The organism is Mesorhizobium sp. LNHC232B00, assembly GCF_000502435.1.
In the GTDB taxonomy this organism is placed as follows: domain Bacteria; phylum Pseudomonadota; class Alphaproteobacteria; order Rhizobiales; family Rhizobiaceae; genus Mesorhizobium; species Mesorhizobium opportunistum.
Genome location: NZ_AYWP01000005.1, coordinates 30499 through 52390, shown reverse-complemented (window position 1 = coordinate 52390; position 21892 = coordinate 30499). Strand labels below are relative to the sequence as shown.

At 61.8% G+C, this 21892-nt stretch carries 23 protein-coding genes; 1 reads left to right on the top strand and 22 read right to left on the bottom strand.

The window, feature by feature from the left end; genetic code table 11:
• Window positions 1–17: 17 nt before the first annotated feature.
• The 15 genes from glpK to X743_RS160115 form a co-directional block, all read right to left on the bottom strand.
• The gene (gene glpK / locus X743_RS160045) at window positions 18–1511 is read right to left on the bottom strand and encodes a glycerol kinase GlpK (RefSeq protein WP_023764873.1); all 1494 of its coding nucleotides are present in this window, start codon (window positions 1509–1511) and stop codon (window positions 18–20) included.
• A 91-nt stretch (window positions 1512–1602) separates the two neighbouring features.
• Window positions 1603–3330, bottom strand: coding sequence for an ABC transporter substrate-binding protein (locus X743_RS160050; protein WP_023764872.1), 1728 nt, complete (start codon window positions 3328–3330; stop codon window positions 1603–1605).
• Between the two features lie 83 nt (window positions 3331–3413).
• On the bottom strand, window positions 3414–3707 hold the full coding sequence (locus X743_RS160055; protein WP_198028424.1) for a DUF2160 domain-containing protein: 294 nt from the start codon (window positions 3705–3707) through the stop codon (window positions 3414–3416).
• Window positions 3704–4621 carry a carbohydrate ABC transporter permease gene (locus X743_RS160060; RefSeq protein WP_023764870.1) on the bottom strand — a complete coding sequence of 306 codons (918 nt, stop codon included), beginning with the start codon at window positions 4619–4621 and terminating at the stop codon, window positions 3704–3706. Before X743_RS160060 ends, X743_RS160055 begins: the two co-directional genes overlap by 4 nt.
• A 1-nt stretch (window position 4622) precedes the next feature.
• Entirely contained in the window at window positions 4623–5489 is an 867-nt protein-coding gene (locus tag X743_RS160065) for a sugar ABC transporter permease (RefSeq protein WP_023764869.1), read from the bottom strand.
• The gene (locus tag X743_RS160070) at window positions 5490–6572 is read right to left on the bottom strand and encodes an ABC transporter ATP-binding protein (protein ID WP_023764868.1); all 1083 of its coding nucleotides are present in this window, start codon (window positions 6570–6572) and stop codon (window positions 5490–5492) included.
• A 9-nt stretch (window positions 6573–6581) separates the two neighbouring features.
• Window positions 6582–7661 (bottom strand): ABC transporter ATP-binding protein, encoded by a 1080-nt coding sequence (locus X743_RS160075; protein ID WP_023764867.1) that lies wholly within the window; start codon window positions 7659–7661, stop codon window positions 6582–6584.
• Between the two features lie 42 nt (window positions 7662–7703).
• Window positions 7704–9230 carry a glycerol-3-phosphate dehydrogenase gene (gene glpD, locus X743_RS160080; protein ID WP_023764866.1) on the bottom strand — a complete coding sequence of 509 codons (1527 nt, stop codon included), beginning with the start codon at window positions 9228–9230 and terminating at the stop codon, window positions 7704–7706.
• Between the two features lie 126 nt (window positions 9231–9356).
• Window positions 9357–10124: a DeoR/GlpR family DNA-binding transcription regulator gene (locus X743_RS160085; RefSeq protein WP_023764865.1), complete on the bottom strand. Its 768-nt coding sequence runs from the start codon at window positions 10122–10124 to the stop codon at window positions 9357–9359.
• 129 nt (window positions 10125–10253) lie between these two features.
• A complete protein-coding gene (locus X743_RS160090; RefSeq protein WP_023764864.1) occupies window positions 10254–11666 on the bottom strand; it encodes an aspartate aminotransferase family protein in 1413 nt (470 codons plus the stop codon).
• 110 nt (window positions 11667–11776) lie between these two features.
• On the bottom strand, window positions 11777–12508 hold the full coding sequence (locus tag X743_RS160095) for a peptidase (RefSeq protein ID WP_013895309.1): 732 nt from the start codon (window positions 12506–12508) through the stop codon (window positions 11777–11779).
• A gap of 31 nt (window positions 12509–12539) precedes the next feature.
• Window positions 12540–13334, bottom strand: a complete 795-nt coding sequence (locus X743_RS160100) for a transglutaminase family protein (protein ID WP_023764863.1) — start codon at window positions 13332–13334, stop codon at window positions 12540–12542.
• 66 nt (window positions 13335–13400) lie between these two features.
• Entirely contained in the window at window positions 13401–14342 is a 942-nt protein-coding gene (locus tag X743_RS160105; RefSeq protein ID WP_013895307.1) for an alpha-E domain-containing protein, read from the bottom strand.
• Window positions 14343–14483: 141 nt separating this feature from the next.
• Window positions 14484–15896, bottom strand: coding sequence for a circularly permuted type 2 ATP-grasp protein (locus X743_RS160110; RefSeq protein WP_023764862.1), 1413 nt, complete (start codon window positions 15894–15896; stop codon window positions 14484–14486).
• 171 nt (window positions 15897–16067) lie between these two features.
• Window positions 16068–16304: an Lrp/AsnC family transcriptional regulator gene (locus X743_RS160115; RefSeq protein ID WP_010909609.1), complete on the bottom strand. Its 237-nt coding sequence runs from the start codon at window positions 16302–16304 to the stop codon at window positions 16068–16070.
• Between the two features lie 322 nt (window positions 16305–16626).
• Between X743_RS160115 and X743_RS160120 the strand changes: the two genes are divergently transcribed.
• A complete protein-coding gene (locus X743_RS160120; RefSeq protein ID WP_023764861.1) occupies window positions 16627–17091 on the top strand; it encodes a DUF4864 domain-containing protein in 465 nt (154 codons plus the stop codon).
• Between the two features lie 11 nt (window positions 17092–17102).
• Here X743_RS160120 and X743_RS160125 read toward each other — a convergent pair whose 3' ends face one another.
• The 7 genes from X743_RS160125 to X743_RS160155 all read right to left on the bottom strand — a co-directional run bounded on the left by X743_RS160125 (window position 17103) and on the right by X743_RS160155 (window position 21880).
• Window positions 17103–17828: an SDR family NAD(P)-dependent oxidoreductase gene (locus tag X743_RS160125; protein ID WP_023764860.1), complete on the bottom strand. Its 726-nt coding sequence runs from the start codon at window positions 17826–17828 to the stop codon at window positions 17103–17105.
• 72 nt (window positions 17829–17900) lie between these two features.
• Window positions 17901–19031, bottom strand: coding sequence for a tRNA guanosine(34) transglycosylase Tgt (gene tgt, locus X743_RS160130; RefSeq protein ID WP_023764859.1), 1131 nt, complete (start codon window positions 19029–19031; stop codon window positions 17901–17903).
• Window positions 19024–19293 (bottom strand): hypothetical protein, encoded by a 270-nt coding sequence (locus X743_RS160135; RefSeq protein WP_023764858.1) that lies wholly within the window; start codon window positions 19291–19293, stop codon window positions 19024–19026. The genes tgt and X743_RS160135 overlap by 8 nt, the downstream gene beginning before the upstream one ends.
• Window positions 19283–20371: a tRNA preQ1(34) S-adenosylmethionine ribosyltransferase-isomerase QueA gene (gene queA / locus X743_RS160140; protein ID WP_023764857.1), complete on the bottom strand. Its 1089-nt coding sequence runs from the start codon at window positions 20369–20371 to the stop codon at window positions 19283–19285. Before queA ends, X743_RS160135 begins: the two co-directional genes overlap by 11 nt.
• A complete protein-coding gene (locus tag X743_RS160145; protein ID WP_023764856.1) occupies window positions 20371–20820 on the bottom strand; it encodes a DMT family transporter in 450 nt (149 codons plus the stop codon). Before X743_RS160145 ends, queA begins: the two co-directional genes overlap by 1 nt.
• Before the next feature lie 12 nt (window positions 20821–20832).
• On the bottom strand, window positions 20833–21345 hold the full coding sequence (locus X743_RS160150) for a peptidylprolyl isomerase (RefSeq protein ID WP_013895300.1): 513 nt from the start codon (window positions 21343–21345) through the stop codon (window positions 20833–20835).
• Window positions 21346–21385: 40 nt separating this feature from the next.
• Window positions 21386–21880 carry a peptidylprolyl isomerase gene (locus X743_RS160155; protein ID WP_224688010.1) on the bottom strand — a complete coding sequence of 165 codons (495 nt, stop codon included), beginning with the start codon at window positions 21878–21880 and terminating at the stop codon, window positions 21386–21388.
• Between the last annotated feature and the right edge of the window lie 12 nt (window positions 21881–21892).

The following is a 21892-nucleotide window of genomic DNA, read 5'->3' as shown; positions in this document are numbered from 1 at the left end:
CCCCATTAGACAATCGGTTATGGCACACTCAGCGTCCTGCGCACAGCGTCGCGCCAACCTGCGAGTTTGGCCGAGCGTATGGAGCTATCCATGTCCGGCTGGAAGCGCCGCTCGAGCGCCCATCTTTTCCCAAACTCCTTGGCATCCGGCCACACGCCCGCCTTCGAGCCGGCGAGCCAGGCCGCCCCCAACGCCGTCGTCTCCAGAATGGTCGGGCGGTCGACCGGCGCATCGAGGATGTCGGCCAGGCGCTGCATGGTCCAGTCCGACGCCACCATGCCGCCATCGACCCTGAGCACCGTCTTGGCCGAGGTCGCCTTCCAGTCCTTGCGCATGGCGTCGAGCAGGTCGCGCGTCTGATAGGCAACCGATTCAAGTGCGGCCCGCGCAAACTCCGCCGGACCGGAATTGCGGGTCAGGCCGAAGATGGCGCCGCGCGCTTCGGCGTCCCAGTACGGCGCGCCGAGCCCGACGAAGGCCGGCACCAGATAGACGTTCTGCGAGGGATCGGCCTCAGCCGCCAATTTGCCGCTCTGCTCGGCCTTGCCGATCACCTTGATGCCGTCACGCAGCCATTGCACGGCCGCACCGGCAATGAAGATGGAGCCTTCCAGCGCATAGGTCGTCTTGCCGTCCAGCCGGTAGGCGATGGTGGTCAACAGCCGGTTCTTCGAACGGACCAGGTCGCTGCCGGTGTTGAGCAGCGCGAAGCAGCCGGTGCCATAGGTCGACTTCATCATGCCCGGCTCGAAGCAGGCCTGGCCGATGGTCGCGGCGTGCTGGTCGCCGGCAACGCCGAGGATCTTTATCTCGGCGCCGAACAGCCCTTTCTCGGTAGCGCCGTAGTCGTCGGCGCAATCCTTCACCTCGGGCAGCATCGCGGCAGGGATGCGCAGGATCGAAAGCAGTTCCTCGTCCCAGACATTCTCGGCGATGTTGTAGACCAGAGTGCGCGAGGCGTTGGTGGCATCGGTGGCATGGACCTTGCCGCCGGTCAGCCGCCAGATCAGGAAACTGTCGATGGTGCCGGCCAGCAACTCGCTCTTCTCCGCGCGTCGCCTCGCCCCTTTCACCTTATCGAGCATCCAGGCGATCTTGGTGCCCGAGAAATAAGGATCGAGCAGCAGGCCGGTCTTGCGGGTGAATTTCTTCTCCAGCCCCTGCTTCTTGAGCTTGTGGCAGAGCGGCGCGGTGCGGCGATCCTGCCAGACGATCGCATTGTGGATCGGCTTGCCCGTCGCCCTGTCCCAGATGACGACGGTCTCTCGCTGGTTGGTGATGCCGATGGCCGCGACATCCGAAGCAGCGCGGCCGGCCTTTTTCAGCGCGGCCTTTACCGTTGCCACGACACTGCTCCAGATTTCCTCGGGATCGTGTTCGACCCAGCCGGAGGCCGGATAGTGCTGAGTGAATTCCTTCTGCCCGGAGCCGGCGACTTTCATCTGGCCGTCGAACAGGATTGCCCTGGTCGACGTCGTACCCTGGTCGATCGCCAGCACAAAACCACTCATCCCAACGTCCTCCGCCTTGATACAAAGAAGGGAGACGGCAACGCGCCGCCTCCCCTAATTTCACACGGGCGCGAGCGCCCGCATAGACAGTTTACTTCTGCCAGCTCTTCACCAGTTCATCGTAGTTGATGGTGATCGGCTTTTCCTTCTCGTTCTCGATCTTCAGCTGAGGCGCGAGATTGCCCTTCTTGACCGCGTCGGCATTCCAGTAGGCGAGATCATGCTCTTCGGCCATCTTCGGGCCGATATCGCCCTGGACGCCCGACTTCTCGATGCGGCTCATGACCTTTTCTTGCTCGCCGCAAAGCGAGTCCATCGCTTCCTGCGCCGTCTTGGCGCCTGACGACGCGTCGCCGATCGCCTGCCACCAGAGTTGAGCCAGCTTCGGATAGTCAGGCACGTTGGTGCCGGTCGGCGACCACTGGACACGGGCCGGCGAACGGTAGAACTCGATCAGACCGCCGAGCTTGGGCGCGCGTTCGGTGAAGCTCTTGTCGTGGATCGTGCTCTCGCGGATGAAGGTCAGGCCGACATGGCTCTTCTTCACGTCGACGGTCTTCGAGGTGACGAACTGCGCGTACAGCCAGGCGGCCTTGGCGCGGTCGGTCGGCGTCGACTTCATCAGCGTCCAGGAACCGACGTCCTGATAGCCGAGCTTCATGCCGTCCTTCCAGTAGACGCCATGCGGCGACGGCGCCATGCGCCACTTCGGCGTGCCGTCATCGTTCAGCACCGCCTTGGCGCCGGCATCGACCATCGAAGCGGTGAAGGCGGTGTACCAGAAGATCTGCTGCGCAACCGCGCCCTGCGCCGGGACCGGTCCCGATTCAGAGAAGGTCATGCCCTGGGCTTCGGCCGGAGCGTAGGCCTTCAGCCAGTCGAGATATTTCTGGATCGAGTAGACGGCGGCAGGACCATTGGTGTCGCCGCCGCGCGCCGTGCAGGAACCGACCGGACGCGAATTCTCGTCGACCTTGATGCCCCATTCGTCGACTGGCAGGCCGTTCGGGATGCCCTTGTCGCCATTACCGGCCATCGACAGCCAGGCGTCGGTGAACCGCCAGCCGAGCGACGGGTCCTTCTTGCCGTAGTCCATGTGGCCATAGACCTTCTTGCCGTCGATCTCGCGGCCGGTGAAGAACGCGGCGATGTCTTCATAGGCCGACCAGTTGACCGGCACGCCGAGGTCGTAGCCGTACTTGGCCTTGAAGTCGGCCTTGTTCTTTTCGTCGTTGAACCAATCGTAGCGGAACCAGTAGAGGTTCGCGAACTGCTGGTCGGGAAGCTGATAGAGCTTCTTGTCGGGCGCAGTCGTGAACGATGTGCCGATAAAGTCCTTCAGATCGAGGTTCGGGTTGGTGACATCCTTGCCCTCACCCGCCATCCAGTCGGTCAAATTGCGCACCTGCTGGTAGCGCCAGTGGGTGCCGATCAGGTCGGAATCGTTGACCCAGCCGTCATAGAGGTTCTGGCCGGTCTGCATCTGGGTCTGGATCTTCTCGACGACGTCGCCTTCCTGGATGACGTCATGCGTGATCTTGATGCCGGTGATGGCGGTAAAGGCCGGCGCCAGCACCTGCGATTCATACTGGTGCGTGGCGATAGTTTCGGAGACGACCTTGATGTCCATGCCGGCGAACGGCTTGGCTGCGTCGATAAACCACTGCATTTCGGCTTCCTGATCGGCGCGCGAGAGCGTCGAAAGTGGGCCAATCTCTTTGTCCAAAAAGGCTTTTGCCTCATCCATCCCGGCGTAGGCATTGCCCGCACCGAGCAATAGGACAAGCGCAGTCGTCGATGTTAGAAATTGCCGTCGCATTGTGTTTCCTCCATATTTTGAAAAGATTTCAAGTGCGATCTGAAGCGGCCGCCGGTACGCGGCCGCTTCAACAGTTTCCCCCTCTATACGTAGCGGAACACGCCGACGGCGTAGACCACGGAGAGAGCGAGAGCCCACCACAGGTTGGGTCCGACAAGACCCAGCCAAGCGAGATGGATAAAGGCGCTGCCAAGCAGCGACAGGAAAAGACGGTCGCCGCGCGTCGTCTCGAAGCGCAGCACGCCGACGCGCGGATTGCCGCCCGGCGAGGCGTATTCCCACGCCGCCATGCCGCAAAGCAGCAGCAGAATGGTTGCGAAGAACGCCGCCGTCGGCCACGTCCACGCCATCCAGGTGAGGTCGAAATTCATGATCATACCCTCCCCAGGGCAAAGCCCTTGGCGATATAATTTCGGACAAACCAGATCACCAGCGCGCCGGGGATCAGCGTCAGCACGCCAGCAGCGGCGAGCAGGCCCCAATCCATCCCGGCGGCCGAAACCGTACGCGTCATGGTGGCGGCGATCGGCTTGGCATCGGTGGTCGTCAGCGTGCGCGCGATCAGCAATTCGACCCACGAGAACATGAAGCAGAAGAAGCAGGCGACACCGATGCCGCTGGCGATCAGCGGCATGAAGATCTTTACGAAGAAGCGCGGGAACGAATAGCCGTCGATATAGGCGGTCTCGTCGATCTCCTTCGGCACGCCCGACATGAAGCCCTCGAGGATCCACACCGCCAGCGGCACATTGAACAGGCAGTGCGCCAGCGCGACCGCGATATGCGTGTCGATCAGCCCGAAGGCCGAGTAGAGCTGGAAGAACGGCAGCGCGAACACCGCCGGCGGCGCCATGCGGTTGGTCAAAAGCCAGAAGAACAGATGCTTGTCGCCAAGGAAGCGGTAGCGCGAAAAGGCGTAGGCCGCCGGCAATGCTGCCGCCACCGAAATCACCATGTTCATCACCACATAGGTGATCGAGTTGATGTAGCCGGAATACCAGGACGCATCGGTGAAGATGGTGACGTAGTTGGCGAGTGTCGGCGCGTGCGGGTAGAGCGTCAGCGACGAGACGATCTCTGCATTGGTCTTGAAGCTCATATTGATGAGCCAGTAGATCGGCAGCAAAAGCACGATGATGTAGAGCGTCGGCACGATCCACCACCAGCGCGACTCCTCCCCGCGCCGGCGCATGCGCCGATCGATTTCGCTCTGCGACAGCGCGCTTGAGAGCCCTTCCGAAACCTGGCTCACCCGATCACGCTCCGTCGTCGTCTCGTTGGCGCGGCCCATCTCAGCGCTCCGCGTCGTAGTTGGTCATCACGGTGTAGAACACCCATGACAACAACAGGATGATCAGGAAGTAGACCAGCGACATGGCCGCCGCCGGCCCAAGATCGAATTGGCCAAGCGCCGTTTTGACAAGGTCGATCGACAGGAACGTCGTCGAATTGCCCGGCCCGCCGCCGGTGACGACAAAGGGTTCGGTGTAGATCATGAAACTGTCCATGAAGCGCAGCAGCACGGCGATCAGAAGCACGCGCTGCATCTTCGGCAACTGGATGTAGCGGAACACCGCCCAGCGCGAGGCGCCGTCGATCTTGGCGGCCTGATAGAAGGCATCCGGGATCGACACCAGCCCGGCGTAGCAGAGCAGCACGACGAGGCTGGTCCAGTGCCAGACATCCATGATGATGATGGTGACCCAGGCGTCATAAGGATCCTGCACATAATTATAGTCGATGCCGAGCGCGTTGACGTAGTAGCCGAGCAGGCCGATGTCGTTGCGCCCGAACACTTGCCAGATGGTGCCGACGACATTCCACGGGATCAGCAGCGGCAGTGCCATCAGCACCAGGCAAACCGGCACGCCCCAGCCCTTCTTCGGCATGTTGAGCGCGATGAAGATGCCGAGCGGCACTTCGATGGCCAGGATGATGAAGGAGAAGATCAGGTTGCGGCTCATTGCCTCCCAGAAGCGGCTCGACGAGAGCAACTCCTCGAACCACTCCGTTCCGGCCCAGAAGAAGACGTTGTTGCCGAACGTGTCCTGCACCGAATAGTTGACGACGGTCATCAGCGGGATGACGGCCGAGAATGCCACCAGCACCAGCACCGGCAGCACCAGGAACCAGGCCTTGTTGTTCCAGGTCTTGTCCATCTATGCCCCCATCTCGACGCGCCGCATCTCAACCAGCCAGGAATCGGCGTAGATGTTGATGCCGGCCGGATCGAACCGCACTTTCGGTTCTGCCGGCACGGTCTCGTCCTCGCCGATGACCGCCGCGATGTCGCGGCCTTCCAGCTTGGCGCGCACCACCTTGTGGCGACCAAGATCCTCCACCTTGCTGATGGAAACGGCCATTCCGTCGCGGCCGAGCCTGACATATTCGGGACGAATGCCGAGCTCGACACCACCGCTGGCTGTCTTGGGTATCCCCGGCAATTCGATGCGCTGCGAGCCGAGCGTCGCCGTCTTGCCATCGATCGCCACCGGCATGACGTTCATCCCGGGCGAGCCGATGAAATAGCCCACGAAGGTGTGGCGCGGCCGCTCGAACAGTTCCGCCGGCGTGCCGATCTGGACGATGCCGCCGTCAAACATGACCACCACCTGGTCGGCGAAGGTCAGTGCCTCGGTCTGGTCGTGCGTGACATAGACCATGGTGTAGCCGAAGCGGCGGTGAAGCTGCTTGAGCTGCGAACGCAGCACCCACTTCATGTGCGGATCGATGACGGTCAGCGGCTCGTCGAACAGGATGGCGTTGACGTCCGAGCGCACCAGCCCGCGGCCGAGCGATATCTTCTGCTTCTGGTCGGCGGTCAGGCCCCTCGCCTTCTTCTTGGCCCATGACGCCAGGTCGATCATCTCCAGCGTCTCGCGCACCTTGCGGTCGACATCGGCCTCCGGCACGCCGCGATTGCGCAGCGGGAAGGCCAGATTGTCGTAGACGGTCATGGTGTCGTAGATGACTGGGAACTGGAACACCTGCGCGATGTTGCGCTCCTGCGTCGACAGGGTGGTCACGTCCCTGCCGTTGAACAGCAACTGGCCGTGCGAGGGATGCAGCAGGCCCGAAATGATGTTGAGCAGCGTGGTCTTGCCGCAGCCGGAAGGCCCGAGCAGCGCATAGGCGCCGCCGTCCTCGAAGGTGTGGTGCACTTCGCGCAGCGCGAAATCGGCATCGGTGCGCGGGTTCGGCAGGTAGGAATGCCTGATGTGGTTGACGTCGATGCGCGCCATATCGCCCCCCTATGCCGCCAGCTTCGGTGCGGTCACGGCGCGGCCGTGCTCGTCGAAAACCATGATGTGACGCGGATCGATGAACACCTCGACCACCTCGTCGGTCTCGAAATCGCGGATGCCGTGGGCCAGCATCACCCACCGCGCATCGGCGAAATCGAGATGGACGAAGCTTTCGGAACCGGTGATCTCGGTAATGGTGACCTTTGCTCGCACCGGCACGGCAACGGCATTGGGCCGTTCGAGCGACAGATGGTGCGGTTGGAAGCCGATCGTGTAATTGCCGTCGGCAATGCCGACGAGTTCGGCAGGCACCGGCAGCTTCACCCCGCCCTCGAGCAGGAAATCGGCACCTTTCTTGGCCAGCACGATGGTGTTGAGCGGCGGATCGGCGAAAGTCCTGGCCGTCACCAAGTCGACCGGCTTGCGGAACACATCGATGGTCGGCCCGAACTGGGTGATCTGGCCTTCCGACAGCGTCGCGGTGTTGCCGCCGAGCAGCAACGCCTCGTGCGGCTCGGTCGTGGCGTAGACGAAGATAGTGCCGGCGGCGGCAAATATCCTCGGCAGTTCGGCGCGCAATTCCTCGCGCAGCTTGTAGTCGAGATTGGCGAGCGGCTCATCGAGCAGCACCAGGCTGGCATTCTTGACGATGGCACGCGCCAATGCGGTGCGCTGCTGCTGCCCGCCCGACAGGTTGAGCGGCGTGCGATCGAGATAGGGCGTCAGCTTCAGCAGTGCGGCGGCTTCCCGCACCTGGCTGTCGATCCTGGCCTGCTCGATGCCGGCCACCCGCAGCGGCGAGGCGATGTTCTCATAGACCGTCATCGCCGGATAATTGATGAACTGCTGGTAGACCATGGCGATCTTGCGCTTCTGGACCGGCATGCCGGTGACATTCTGGCCGTCGAACCAGACCGAGCCGGAAGTCGGCACATCCAGGCCCGCCATCAGCCGCATCAGGCTGGTCTTGCCTGAAAGCGTTGGGCCGAGCAGGACGTTGAGCGAGCCGTGCTGAAGCGTCAGCGACACATCGTGGATGTGCTCGATCGCACCGACTGTCTTGGTGACGTTCCTCAGTTCCAGCATGACGCCTCCTCCCAGGCTTTCCGCATCAGCTCAAAAACCTCTTCATTCAGCGGCCGCGACGTGCCGCCGGCTTATGCCACGCATGAATTCATCGAGTGCGGAAACCTGCTCGCGGCCAAGATGCAGGCCCCGCTTGGTCCGCCGCCACAGCACGTCTTCCGCCGTGATAGCCCATTCGTTTTCAACGAGATAGCGCACTTCGGCCTCGTAGAGGTCGCCGCCGAAATTGCGGCCGAGATCGGCATTCGATTTGGCAAGGCCGAGCAGGATCTGTGCACGCGTCCCGTAAAGCCGGGTCAGCCGGCGGGCAAGACGCGCGTCGAGGAACGCGTAGGCCACCTTCAACTTCGCCACCTGCGCGTCGAAACCGGTGGCGGGGAAGTCGCCTCCCGGCAGCGGCGCGTTGGCGGTCCATGGCTTGCCGCGCTTGCCGAGAAAACCCTCGATCTTTTCCAGCATCGATTCCGACAGCCGGCGATAGGTGGTGATCTTGCCGCCGAAAGCATTGACGATCGGGGCCGCGCCGTCGCCGCCATCGGCCTTCAGCACATAGTCGCGTGTTGCTTCCTGCGCCTTGGAGGCGCCGTCGTCGTAGAGCGGGCGAACCGCCGAATAGGTCCAGACGATGTCCGAGCGCTTGACCGGTTGCGCGAAATACTCGCTGGCCGCGGCGCAGAGATAGTCGATCTCGGTGTCGCTGATCTTCACGTCGTGCGGATCGCCGGGATAATCCCGGTCGGTGGTGCCGATCAGCGTGAACTCTTCCTCGTAGGGAATGGCGAAGATGATGCGCCCATCCCTGTTCTGGAAGAAATAGGCACGCGGATCGTCGAATTTCTTGGCGATGACGATGTGGCTGCCCTGCACGAGGCGGACATTGTGGACATCGTTCTGGCCGACGACGCCGGACAGGACGTGATCGACCCATGGACCGGCGGCATTGACCAGCAGCCTTGCCTTGATCTCCTCGGTCTCGCCCGTCTGCAGGTTCTCGATCTTGATCGACCAGGTGCCGCCTTCGCGGCGCGCCCCGATCACCTTGGTGCGGGTCCGGATCGTCGCTCCGCGGTCGGCGGCGTCAAGCGCATTGAGCGCCACCAGGCGTGCGTCATTGACCCAGCCATCCGAATATTCGAAGGCCTTCTTGAACAAGGGCTTCAAAGGCTTGCCTGCCGGATCGCTCGCCATGTCGAGCGTCCTGGTCGCCGGCAGCAATTTGCGCCCGCCAATATGGTCGTAGAGGAAAAGGCCGAGCCGGATCAGCCAGGCCGGGCGCAGGCCCTTGGCATAGGGCAGCACGAAGCGCATCGGCCAGATGATGTGCGGGGCGTTCTTCCACAGAACCTCGCGTTCCATGAGCGCCTCGCGCACCAGGCGAAATTCGTAGAATTCGAGGTAGCGCAGCCCGCCATGGATCAGCTTGGTCGAACCGGAGGATGTTCCGCTGGCGAGATCGTTCATCTCGGCGAGAAAAACCGAAAAGCCACGACCGACGGCATCGCGGGCGATGCCGCAGCCGTTGATTCCGCCACCTATGACGAAAATGTCACGGATTGAAGATGCGTCCACTTAGTTCCTCCACGATTTCGCATTGCACCATTTTGGGTCTTTTGCGAAACCGTGGTGGAATTATTTCGAACTGATAACGAATGTCAAACGAAATATCACGAGCCTGTGAGACGGCTGTGAAACCTCTTAGCCGAGCGACGTCTCGATCAGCTGAACCTCTGCCTCCTGGCAGATCTTGCGCACCGAAGGGATGTCGCAGCGATCGGTGATGAAGGTGTTGACCTGCGACAGATGGCCAATGCGCACAGGCGCGGTGCGTTCGAATTTGGTCTGATCGGAAACCAGGATGACATGCCTTGCGTTGGCGATAATCGCCTGCGCCACCTTCACCTCGCGAAAATCGAAATCGAGCAAGGCGCCGTCATGGTCGATCGCCGAGGCGCCAATCACCGCATAGTCGACCTTGAACTGCTTGATGAAATCGACCGCCGCTTCACCCACGACACCGCCATCGGAGCCGCGCACCACCCCGCCGGCAATCACCACCTCAATCGAAGGATATATGCGCATCCTATTGGCAACATTTATGTTATTGGTGATCACCATGAGACCGTTGTGGTCGAGCAAAGCCTTGCTGACCGACTCGGTCGTGGTGCCGATGTTGATGAACAGCGAAGCGTTGTCGGGGATCAGCTTGGCCGCCGCGCGTCCGATCGCTTCCTTCTCTTCGGCGGCAATCTTGCGCCGCGCCTCGTACTCCATGTTCTCTATGCCCGAGGGAAACAACGCGCCGCCATGGATGCGCGAAAGCAGCCGCTGGTCGCAGAGGTCGTTGAGATCCTTGCGGATGGTCTGCGGCGTCACGTTGAAATGGGTTGCCAGGTCGTCGACCAGCACGCGCCCATTATCCTTGGCCATCTGGACGATTTCGGCATGGCGCGGCGACAAATACATTTAGGCAAGCTCCCGTTTTCGTTTTTCTTGAGCATAGTTGAAAACGAAACCGATGAAAAGGCACAAGCCGGCTAACGAAAATCATATGATCGCAAAGGCAAACTCCTGCGCAATCAAGAACAGCCTTGATTAGGATATGGCGCGCGCGACTTCGGTGATGACCGCGAAAGCCGCATCGACGTCGCCAGCCGTCGCCTCGAACTGACCCACCTGGAAGCGGATCGCCACCCGCCCGTCGACCCTCGTCTGCGTCAGGTAGATGCGGCCGTCGTCGTTGATCGCATTGACCAGCCGCAGATTGTGTTCGTCGGAATCGACGCCCGGGGCCGCCTTGTGCCGGAACGAGAACAGCGAGAGCATCGGCTGGCTGACGATCTCGAAATCCGCCTCTGTCGCCAGCCGCGCTGCGAGGCCTTCGCTCCAGGCGACATGGTTGCGGATCATCGTGCGCAGGTTTTCCAGCCCGTGGGCTCGCAGCAGGAACCACAATTTCAGCGCGCGGAAGCGCCGGCCGAGCGGCACCGACCATTCGGAGTAATTGATGATGCCGTCGTGACCATGGGTCTTCAGATAGTCCGGCTTGATGGCCAGCGTCCTGACATGGCTTTCGGGATCGCGCAGGAACTGGATGGAACAGTCGAATTGCGCGCCCAGCCATTTGTGCGGATTGAAGACGATCGAATCGGCGCCTTCGACGCCGGTCCAGAAATGCCGGTACTCGGGACAGATCATTGCCGACCCCGCCCATGCCGCATCGACATGGAGATAAAGCCCGTGCCGCCGCGCCACCTCGGCGACCGCGGCAATATCATCGGTACCGCCGGTGCTGGTGCCGCCAACGCAAGCGATGATCCCCGCCGGCAGCATGCCGGCTTGCCGGTCCGCGATAATCGCCGCTTCGAGAGCCGAAGTATCCATGGCGCGAAAACGGCCGGCGACCGGAATGCGCACCAGATTGTCCTCGCCGATACCCGACACCCAGATCGCCCGGTCGATGGAGGTGTGTACCTGGTCGGAGGAATAGATGCGCAACCGCGCCTGCCCGGTCAGCCCCTTTTTGTTGCCTTGCCAGTCCAGCGCCCGTTCGCGCATGGTCAGCACCGCGTTCAGTGTCGCCGACGAGGCCGAATCCTGGATCACGCCGGAAAAACCCTGCGGCAGGCCGAGCGCCTGGCGCATCCAGTCGACGGTGCGCGTTTCGAGTTCGGTCGCCGCCGGCGAGGTCTGCCAGAGCATGCATTGCGCGGCCATCGCCGACACCAGGTACTCCGCCACCACCGAGACCGGCGCGGCGTTGGCCGGGAAATAGGCGAAGAAACGCGGATGCTGCCAATGCGTCATCCCCGGCACGATCTTCTCCTCGAAATCGGCGAAGATCCTGTCCATCGGTTCCGCGTCTTCGGGCGGCGAGGCTTCTATGCTCCTGAAGATGTCGCCCGGCTCGACCAGCGGCCGCACCGGCCGCTCGCGCAAATTGTCGCGATAGTCGGCGCCCCACTCGGCGGCGCGTTGCGACCATCGCCGGAAATCATTGTTGTTCATCCTGTCCTCCCGACACGATCGCAATGCCGGCACCCTTCGTCCGGCTTTCAAAACCCATTACTAATTAACATGTGAAGCATATGCAACGGCTGATGCCCGCCGCACGCGCCCTAGCCAGGAAAATCCGGCAGGCTGGCAAAGGCCGTCTTCAACGCATTCGACCAGCCATCGGAGATCGTGCGATAATACTGGTCGTCCTGGCCGATCCGCTTCCTCAAGCCGACCTTGAAGGCATCATTCTCCAGGAAAAGCAGGTCGAGCGGCAGGCCGACCGACAGGTTCGACTTCAGCGTCGAATCGAAGGAAACCAGCAGCAGCTTCACCGTCTCGGCGAGGCTCATCGTCCGCTCATAGGCGCGGATGATGATCGGCTTGCCGTATTTGGTCTCCCCGATCTGGAAGAACGGCGTGTCGTCGGTGGACTCGATGAAATTGCCCTCGGGATAGATCATGAACAGCCTGGGCGGGCTGCCCTTGATCTGGCCGCCCAGGATGAAGGAGGCGTTGAAATAGGAATCAGCCTTCTCGCCCGCTGGCGAAGAGTGCGCGATCACTTCCTTGACGGTGTCGCCGACCAGCCGCACCGTCTGGTACATGGACGGCGTTTCGAGCAGCGTCGCATGGCGGTCCGCCACGGCCTTGGTGCGCTCGTCCAGCAGGCTGACCACGGCCTGCGTCGTCGCCAGATTGCCGGCCGACATCAAGACGATGACGCGCTCGCCGGGCTCTTCCCAGACATGCATCTTCTTGAAGGTCGAGATCGAATCCATGCCTGCATTGGTGCGCGTGTCCGACATGAACACGAGCCCGCGATCGATCTTGAGGCCGACGCAATAGGTCATGGAATCTCTTCTGGCACCAATCCTTGCGGGATTACTGCTCTACCGTGACGGTGACCGCAAGCAGTTCTTCCGCCTGTCCCAGGCGAATTCCCGACACCGGCGAGGCGTCGCGGTAGTCGCGACCGGTGGCCACCTTCACATAGCGCTCGTCGGGAGAGATACCGTTGGCTGGGTCGAAGGCAACCCAGCCGAGGCCCGGAACATGGGCCTCGGCCCAGGCGTGGCTTGCCGCCTGCTCGACAGCCGCGTCCATCATCAGATAGCCGCTGACATAGCGGGCCGGAAATCCCATGGCACGCGCGGCGGCGGCGAAGATATGGCCATGGTCCTGGCAGACCCCGGTCTTAAGCGCCAGGGCTTCTTCCGCCGACGTCGTCGCGTTGGTGGTCCCCGGCGTATAGGCGACGCGTTCGCAGATGATGGCCATCAGCCGATGCAGCCTTTCGATGTCGGTCCCCTTGCCGACGGTCTCGGCAAGATCGCGAATGCCGTTGCCGATCGTGGTCAAGGACGTCTCCTGCGCGAACAGCCAGAGCGGCGCGAAGCCCTGGTGTGGTCCGCATACGCCTGATGTATCGCGCGTCACCACCTCGCCGGACGCCTCGACAGTGATGAAGTCGCGGTCACCCTCGACGCTCAGCAGCCTGGTATCGTTGCCGTAGTGATCGGTAAATCGCACTTCCTCGCGCGCGCCTTCGATCTTCAGCGCCCAGGACAGCACCGTCTGCGTCGGCCCGCTCACCGGAAGCAGCCGCAGCCTCTGGAGCAGATATTGCACCGGCGCATCGTAGCGGTATTCCGTCCGGTGAGTGATCTTGAGCCGCATGGGGTCATTTTCCGTTTGTAAGCATGATCTTGTCCGCAAACCGGTTTCCACTTTGCGGGATCATGCTCAATAAAACCGGTAATCCTGCGCGATCTCGTCGCCGAGCCTGGTGTTGTCGCGAATGAACCCCGCCAGGAACTCGTGCAGGCCGGTGTCGAATATATCCTTGATGGATCCGGCCCTCAGCATCGCCTGTGTTTTGTCCGCCGTGGCATGGCAGGCATGCCGCTCGCCATAGTCGTCGCCAAGAAATTTCAGATGCTCCGACAGGAAGCGATAGCAGAAGGTCAGCGAACGCGGCATGCGCACATTGAGGATCAGGTAATCGGCGATGTTGGTCGGCTTGTAGTCGGCGTCGTAGACCCAGCGGTAGGAGCGATGCGCCGACACCGAGCGCAGGATCGATTCCCACTGGTAGTTGTCGAGTGTCGAGCCGACCCAGGAAATCGACGGCAACAGCACGTAATATTTCACGTCGAGGATGCGCGCCGTGTTGTCGGCGCGCTCGACATAGGTGCCGAGCTGCGAAAAATCGAAGATCTCGTTGCGCAGCATGGTGCCGTAGAACGAGCCGCGGATCAGCGCCGTCTCGCGCTTGATCGCGTCTAGGACGGTCGGCAGGTCGCGCTCGTCGATCGGTCTTGCCAGCATCCGCTTCAGCGCCATCCAGGCTTCGTTGATGCTTTCCCATGTTTCGCGCGTCAGCGCGGTGCGCACCATGCGCGCATTGTTGCGGGCCGTCTCGATCGACGACATCGTGCTCGAAGGGTTCGACGTGTCGCGAAGCAGGAAATCGGAGACGTTGGCGGCCGTATAGTCCTGGTATTTCTGAGTGAAGGTGACATCCGAGCCGGCGCTGAGCAGCACCGAATTCCACTCTTCCGACGCGCTCTGTGTGCGGGTCAGCGCCATGCGCAACCCGGCATCGACCAGCCGCGCCATGTTTTCAGCCCGCTCGATGTAGCGGTTCATCCAGTAGAGCCCGTTGGCGGTGCGGCCGAGAAGCATGGGAGGCCCTTCGGGCTAGTGAGTAGGGAATAGTGAGTAGAGAATAGTAAGCGCTTGAATCTCAATGGAATATGGCATTTCCCGGTCCCCTCTTCTACTCACTACTGGCTATTCCCTACTGCCTACTGCCTATTCGCTCTCTCAATCATCCAGCACCCAGGTGTCCTTCGTGCCGCCGCCTTGCGAGGAATTGACCACCAGCGAGCCTTCCTTGAGCGCGACGCGGGTCAGCCCGCCGGGCACGATCTGGATGCGGTCGGACACCAGCACGTAAGGTCGGAGATCGACGTGGCGCGGCGCCAGGCCCTTGTCGGTCAGGATCGGACAGGTCGACAGCGCCAGAGTGGGCTGCGCGATGTAGTTGGAAGGTTTTGCCGCCAGTTTCTTGGCGAAATCCTGGCATTCCTTTTTCGTCGCCGCCGGCCCCACCAGCATGCCATAGCCGCCCGAGCCGTGCACTTCCTTGATCACCAGTTCGTGGATATGCTCGAGCACGTATTTCAGGCTGTCCGCTTCCGAACAGCGCCAAGTCGGGATGTTGCCGAGGATCGCCTTGCGGCCGGTGTAGAATTCGACGATCTCGGGCATGTAGGAATAGATCGCCTTGTCGTCGGCGATGCCGGTGCCCGGCGCATTGGCGATGGTGATGTTGCCGGCACGATAGACATCCATGATGCCTGGCACGCCAAGCGCCGAATCCGGCCGGAAGGTCAGCGGGTCGAGAAAGGAATCGTCGACACGGCGGTAGAGCACGTCGATCTGCTTGTAGCCCTCGGTCGTGCGCATCGCGACATGGCCGTCGACCACGCGCAGATCCTGCCCCTCGACCAGCTGCACGCCCATCTGGTCGGCGAGAAAAGCGTGTTCGAAATAGGCGGAATTGAAACTGCCGGGCGTCAGCACCGCGATGGTCGGCGCACCCTTGGTGCCTTGCGGGCGAACCGCCTCCAGGGACTGGCGCAGAAGCTGCGGATAGTTCTCCACCGGCCGCACCTTGATCTTCTGGAACAGCTCGGGAAACAGCTGCATCATCGTTTCGCGGTTCTCCAGCATGTAGGAGACGCCGGAGGGTGTGCGCGCATTGTCCTCCAGCACGTAGAATTCGTCCTCACTGATGCGGACGATGTCGACGCCGATAATGTGGGTGTAGACGCCGGCCGGCGGCCGAACGCCGATCATTTCCGGCAAAAACGCCTCGTTCTTGGCGATCAATTCCCTGGGAACGCGGCCGGCTCGGAGGATTTCCTGCCGATGGTAGATATCGTCGAGAAAGGCGTTCAGCGCCTGCACGCGTTGTTCGATGCCTTGCGTGAGGCGGCGCCACTCATTGCCTGAAATGATGCGTGGGACGATATCGAAAGGGATCAGCCGTTCGGAAGCTTCCTGCTCGCCATAGACTGCGAAGGTTATGCCGGTCTTGCGGAAGACGCGTTCGGCGTCCTGCATCTTCTCGGTAAGTCTGGCTGGATCCTGCTCCTTCAGCCAGCGATCGTAAGCCGAATACGGTCTTCTCAATCCGGAGACTTCCGGAAGCATTTCATCGAACGCTGGCAATCGCGTACTCCCCTGTGACACCATTTCACTGGCGTCGCTGGAGAAAATCAAGCGCAATCGGTGATTTGGGGGAAGCGGGCGATCAGTATCTTGCGGCTGCCTAAAATTGAGGCAGCCTAAATATGACCTTGATCAGCCTTTGCCTCCTGCCCGGGCAACAGCGTTTGGCGGCTAGAATGCGCGGAAGGTGACGACGGTGAAGGTATCCTTGATGCCGGGGAGAATCTGCACCTTCTCGTTGACGAAATGGCCGACGTCTTCCTCATCGTCGACATAGAACTTGGCGAGCAGATCGTAGTTGCCGGCGGTGGAGTAGATCTCCGAGGCGATCTCGGCATCGGCAAGCGCGCTGGCAACCTCATAGGATTTGCCCAGCTCGCATTTGATCTGCACGAAAAACGCCTTCATGGCTTCGTCCCGCTAAACNTTCAGACGTGTGCTCTTCCGATCTGCTCGCATTTGATCTGCACGAAAAACGCCTTCATGGCTTCGTCCCGCTAAACGTCCAAGTCCAAGCGGCCCTTCTGGCAGACTGGAGGCGGGCTTTCAAGCGTTGGAATCCAACCTTAGCCGGCCCGAGCCTTGGCCGCAGCTTCCGGTAGCTCGGTTATCGTCTTTGCGAATATTCGCAATCGCTGAAACCGCGATATGCCGCGGAGCGTATATTATGATGCGTCTTCGGACAGCGATTTTGAGGGAAGCCCTTTTCGAGGGACAACGGAGACAGGCCATGCGCCGCGCCTTTTTCGCATTCGCAGTCATTCCATTCATCTTCGTGTCGTCCATCTTCATGTCACCCATCTTCATATCACCCATCTTCATATCAGGAGCCTTTGCCGGCGATGCCGAGATCAAGGCCGGCCAGGCTGTCATCGACGGTCAGTTGAAAGCCCTCATAGCCAATGACGGCGCCAGGGCCTACAGCTTCGCCGCGCCAAACGTGAAGCAGGTCTTCCCGACCGTCGACGCCTTCATGAACATGGTGACCAACGGCTACCCGCCGGTGCGCAGGCCACAATCCTATGCCTTCGGCAAGGTCGAGCAGACGGGCCCGGGTTCGATTATCCAGCAGGTGCTGATCGTCGGACCCGACGGCAAGAACTACGAGGCGGTCTATACGCTGCAGCAGCAGCCCGACGGCACGTTCCAAATCACCGGCTGCAGCTTGCGGGCGTCGAATTCGCTGAGCACCTGAGCAGAGAGCGCTTAATAGCGCGCCCTGCCTCCCGACATATCGAACACCGCTCCAGTGTTGAACGCGCTGGCATCGGAGCATAGCCAAAGCACCAATGCCGCGACCTCATCCGCGGAGCCGAGACGCCTGAGCGGACTGGCGTTGATCATCTCGTCGACGACATCGTTGCCAAGGCGCCTGATGAGTTCGGTGTCGATCGGCCCCGGCGCGACACAATTGACGCGGATTTCGGTGTCACTGACCTCACGCGACAATGCCTTCGTGAAGGCAATGATACCCGCACTTGCCGCGGAATAGGCTGCTAGGTTCGGCAGTCCCTCCTTGCCCGCCAGCGAACCCATGTTGACGATACGACCATTCCCGGCTTTGCGCATGATCGGGAGAACCTGGTGGGTGACTTCGAAAACGCCCATCAGGTTGACGCCGATGATGCGTTGCCACTCTATCGGATCGAAGGCCTCGAACCCGCGATAACTGCCAAGGTAGCCTGCATTGTTAATGACGATATCGATCCGCCTGCCATTGGCTATGATCCCGGCCAAGGCGTCCTTTATCTGGTGTGCCTTGGTCACATCGACAGTCTGGCAATGGGCGCCATCGAGAGGCAAGGGATCTGCATCCCATATCCAGACATCGGCACCGGACTGTATCAACTGTGTGGCAACGGCTTTGCCGATGCCTCTTGAGCCGCCGGTCACGATCGCGGTCTTGCCACCGAAGTCATAAGTCACGGTCATGGTTTAACCCCGACCGGACTCTGCGTCCGGACAATCGACCAGTCAATCGTTGTCAGGTAGATGCACGCTCGTTCAAAGGACGGGAATATCGCCTCTCGCCCAACCCTCGGTGATTTCTGCACCGCGCGCCTCGAAGGTCTGCGCCTCGATCGCGGCGCGGATATCCTGCATAAGCTTTTGATAATACGAGAGATTATTCCAGGTCAGCAGCATCGCACCAAGTGCTTCCTGCGAGCGCACCAGATGGTGCAGATAGGCGCGCGAATAATCCCGCGCCGCCGGGCAGTCGCTTTCCTCGTCGAGCGGGCGCGGATCGTCGGCGTGGCGGGCATTGCGCAGATTGACCTTGCCGCGCCTGGTGTAGGCAAGGCCGTGGCGGCCGGCCCGCGTCGGCATCACGCAATCGAACATGTCGACGCCGCGCGCCACCGATTTCAGGATGTCGTCGGGCGTGCCGACGCCCATGAGATAGCGCGGCTTGTCGTCAGGCAGTTCCGGACAGGTGATGTCAAGCATCTCCAGCATCACCGCTTGCGGTTCGCCGACTGCGAGCCCGCCGACCGCATAGCCTTTCAAATTCATCGCGCTCAACGCCTGCGCCGAGCGCACCCTCAGTGCCGCGTTGTCGCCGCCTTGCACGATGCCGAACATCGCCTTGCCCGGCTGGTCGCCGAACGCCGTCTTGCAGCGCTCGGCCCAGCGCAGCGACAGTTCCATGGCGCGCTCGATTTCCTTGATCTCGGCCGGCAGCGCCGTGCATTCGTCGAGCTGCATCTGGATGTCGGAATCGAGCAGACCCTGGATCTCGATCGAGCGCTCCGGCGACATCTCGTAGGCAGCGCCGTCGATATGCGAGCGGAAGGTGACGCCCTTTTCGGTCAGCTTCCGCAGCTTCGACAGCGACATCACCTGAAAACCGCCGCTGTCGGTCAGGATCGGCTGCGGCCAGCGGGCAAACTCGTGCAAGCCGCCAAGCCGCGCCACGCGCTCGGCTCCGGGCCGCAGCATCAGATGATAGGTGTTGCCAAGGATGATGTCGGCGCCGACGCCGCGCACCTGGTCCATGTACATGGCCTTGACCGTGCCGCCAGTGCCGACCGGCATGAAGGCCGGCGTGCGGATTTCGCCGCGTGGCATGTCGATCAGGCCACGCCGTGCCTTGCCGTCGGTCGCCAGAACCTTGAAAGAGAACGGCTTAGCCATTGAATTCCTTGTCATGAACCGGCGCGTCCGGCGCTTGGCTGTCGAGCGACTGGCGATATTGGATGCAGCCGCGCATGAATTTGGGCCAAGGCGGCACCGCAATGGATGGCTCGGTCTTCTCCGGCAGCAGATGCCAGAGGTCGGGATGATGCCAGCACAGATCATGCCCGGAAGCATCGCGGTGTGCGCGAATGCCGGCGCGCAATTTTTTCACCTCCGCGATCAGGCTTTCGCGATCGAGGGCTTGCAGATCATCGTCCATCGCTCGTCTCCGCTCGATAAAGCAGGCTTGCGTCTCCATACGAATAGAACCTGTAGCGCTCGGCGATGGCATGCGCATAGGCGGTACGCATCGTCTCCAGGCCACTGAAGGCCGACACCAGCATGAACAGGGTCGAGCGCGGCAGATGGAAATTGGTCATCAGCATGTCGGCGGTGCGAAAGCGATAGCCGGGCGTGATGAAGATGTCGGTCGGTCCGGACCATTCAGCCAATGTGCCGTCGTCACGCGCGGCACTTTCCAGCAAGCGCAGCGACGTCGTGCCGACGGCGATGATGCGCCCGCCCCTCGCCTTCGCATCGTTGAGCGCCTCGGCGGTCGCCGCGCTGACCGAACCGATCTCGGCATGCATTTTGTGGTCGGTGGTGTCGTCCGCCTTCACCGGCAGGAACGTGCCGGCGCCGACATGAAGCGTCACGAACCGCCGTTCGACGCCCTTGGCGTCGAGCGCGGCAAACAGCTCCGGGGTGAAATGCAGGCCAGCGGTGGGCGCCGCAACGGCTCCTTCCTCCCGGGCATAGATGGTCTGGTAGTCGGCCCGGTCGCGCTCGTCGTCATCACGCTTCGAGGCGATATAGGGCGGCAGCGGTATGTGGCCGACGGCATGCAGCGCCTCGTCCAGGAATGGCCCCGAAAGGTCGAAGCCGAGCAGCGCCTCGCCGCCCTCGCCCTTTTCGATCACCGTCGCGTCGAGCTGGCCGAGGAAACAGGAATTGCCGTCATGGCCGAAATGGATGCGGTCGCCGGCGGCAACGCGCTTGCCCGGGCGCATGAAGGCGAGCCAGCGATCCGGCGCCATGCGCATGTGCAGCGTGGCCTCGACCTGCGCCTGCGCCTCGCCGCGTCGCCTTATGCCTTTGAGCTGCGCCGGGATGACCTTGGTGTCGTTGAACACCAGCACGTCGCCGGCCCTGAGCAAGGACGGCAGATCGCGAACCCTGCGATCGTCGAGCGCCTCGCCCGGTCTGACCACCAGCATCCCAGCGCTGTCGCGCGGCTCCGCCGGTCGAAGCGCGATGCGCTCCTCCGGCAGGTCGAAATCGAAGAGATCGACACGCATCAGAAGAGCCGGACGAGCAGCGCTCCGGCCAAGAGCAGCACCGCGCCGGCAACGCGGCCGAGCGAGATTTCACGCACCGCGACACCGAGGAAGCCTATGCGGTCGATGAGCATGCCGGCCAGCAGTTGCCCTGCAACCAGGAACGCCATCAGTGCGGCGGCACCGATGCGGGGCGTGAGGATCGTCGACAGCGTGACGTAAAAGCCGCCGAGCATGCCCCCGGCGACGAACAGCCAGGGCGCCGGCGCCTTCCAGTCGAGCGAGATGCCCTGCAGCTTGACCACGATGACGGCGATGATGCCGAGCACCACCGCGCCTGACAGGAACGAGAACGCGGCCGCCGCGACCGGCAGCCCCAGGCCGCGCGCCAGCTGCGAGTTGATCGGCGCCTGAATGGCAATGAAGGCGCCTGACAGGATGCCGAGAAGCGACCAGACGACGCCCATCATTGTCGTATTACCTTACTTGACGTCGGCCGCGACCTTCAGCGACACGATCTTGTCGGGATCCTGCACCGGCTCGCCGCGCTTGATCTTGTCGACATTGTCCATGCCCTCGATGACCTGGCCCCAGACCGTGTACTGGCGGTTGAGGAAGGCGGCATCGTCGAAGCAGATGAAGAACTGCGAATTGGCCGAGTTCGGGTTCTGCGAACGCGCCATCGAACAGGTGCCGCGGCCGTGGTTGGCATTGGAGAATTCGGCCTTCAGGTCCGGCTTGTCGGAGCCGCCCATGCCGGCACGGGAAGGAGCAAAGGTCGGCTTGCTCGAATTGCCGAACTTGACATCCCCGGTCTGCGCCATGAAGCCTTCGATGACGCGGTGGAAGACCACGCCGTCATAGGCGCCTTCCCGAGCCAGTTCCTTGATGCGGGCGACATGGCCAGGTGCCAGGTCGGGGAGAAGTTCGATGACGACCTTGCCCTTGGTCGTTTCCATGATGAGCGCGTTCTCGCGGTCCTTGATCTCGGCCATGTCAGTTATCCTTTTGATAAAACAGATTGATTTGACAATTTTATTTGTCTGCGGCGATGCGCACTTTGATCATCCGGTCGGGATCTGCGACCGTACCGTTGTCCGCCTCGTCGCCCTTCTTGATCTTGTCCACCAGGTCCATGCCGCTGACTACATTGCCGACGATGGTGTACTGCCCGTCGAGCGGCGGCGCCGGCGCGAACATGATGAAGAACTGCGAGTTTGCGGAGTTCGGGTCCTGCGAGCGGGCCATGCCGACCACGCCGCGCTTGTAGTGTTCGGTCTGCGAGAACTCGGCCGGCAGGTCGGGCAGGTCGGAACCGCCAGTGCCGACGGCCTGGGCGTTGAAACCCTTCTCCATGTTGCCGAATTTGACGTCGCCGGTCTGCGCCATGAAGCCGTCGATGACACGGTGGAAGGCGACGTTGTCGTAGGCATGATCACGCACAAGCTTCTTGATCTGCGCGACATGCTTGGGCGCCAGGTCGGGCCGCAGCGCGATGGTCACGTCGCCGCCCTTCAGTGTGATGATCATGGTGTTTTCGGG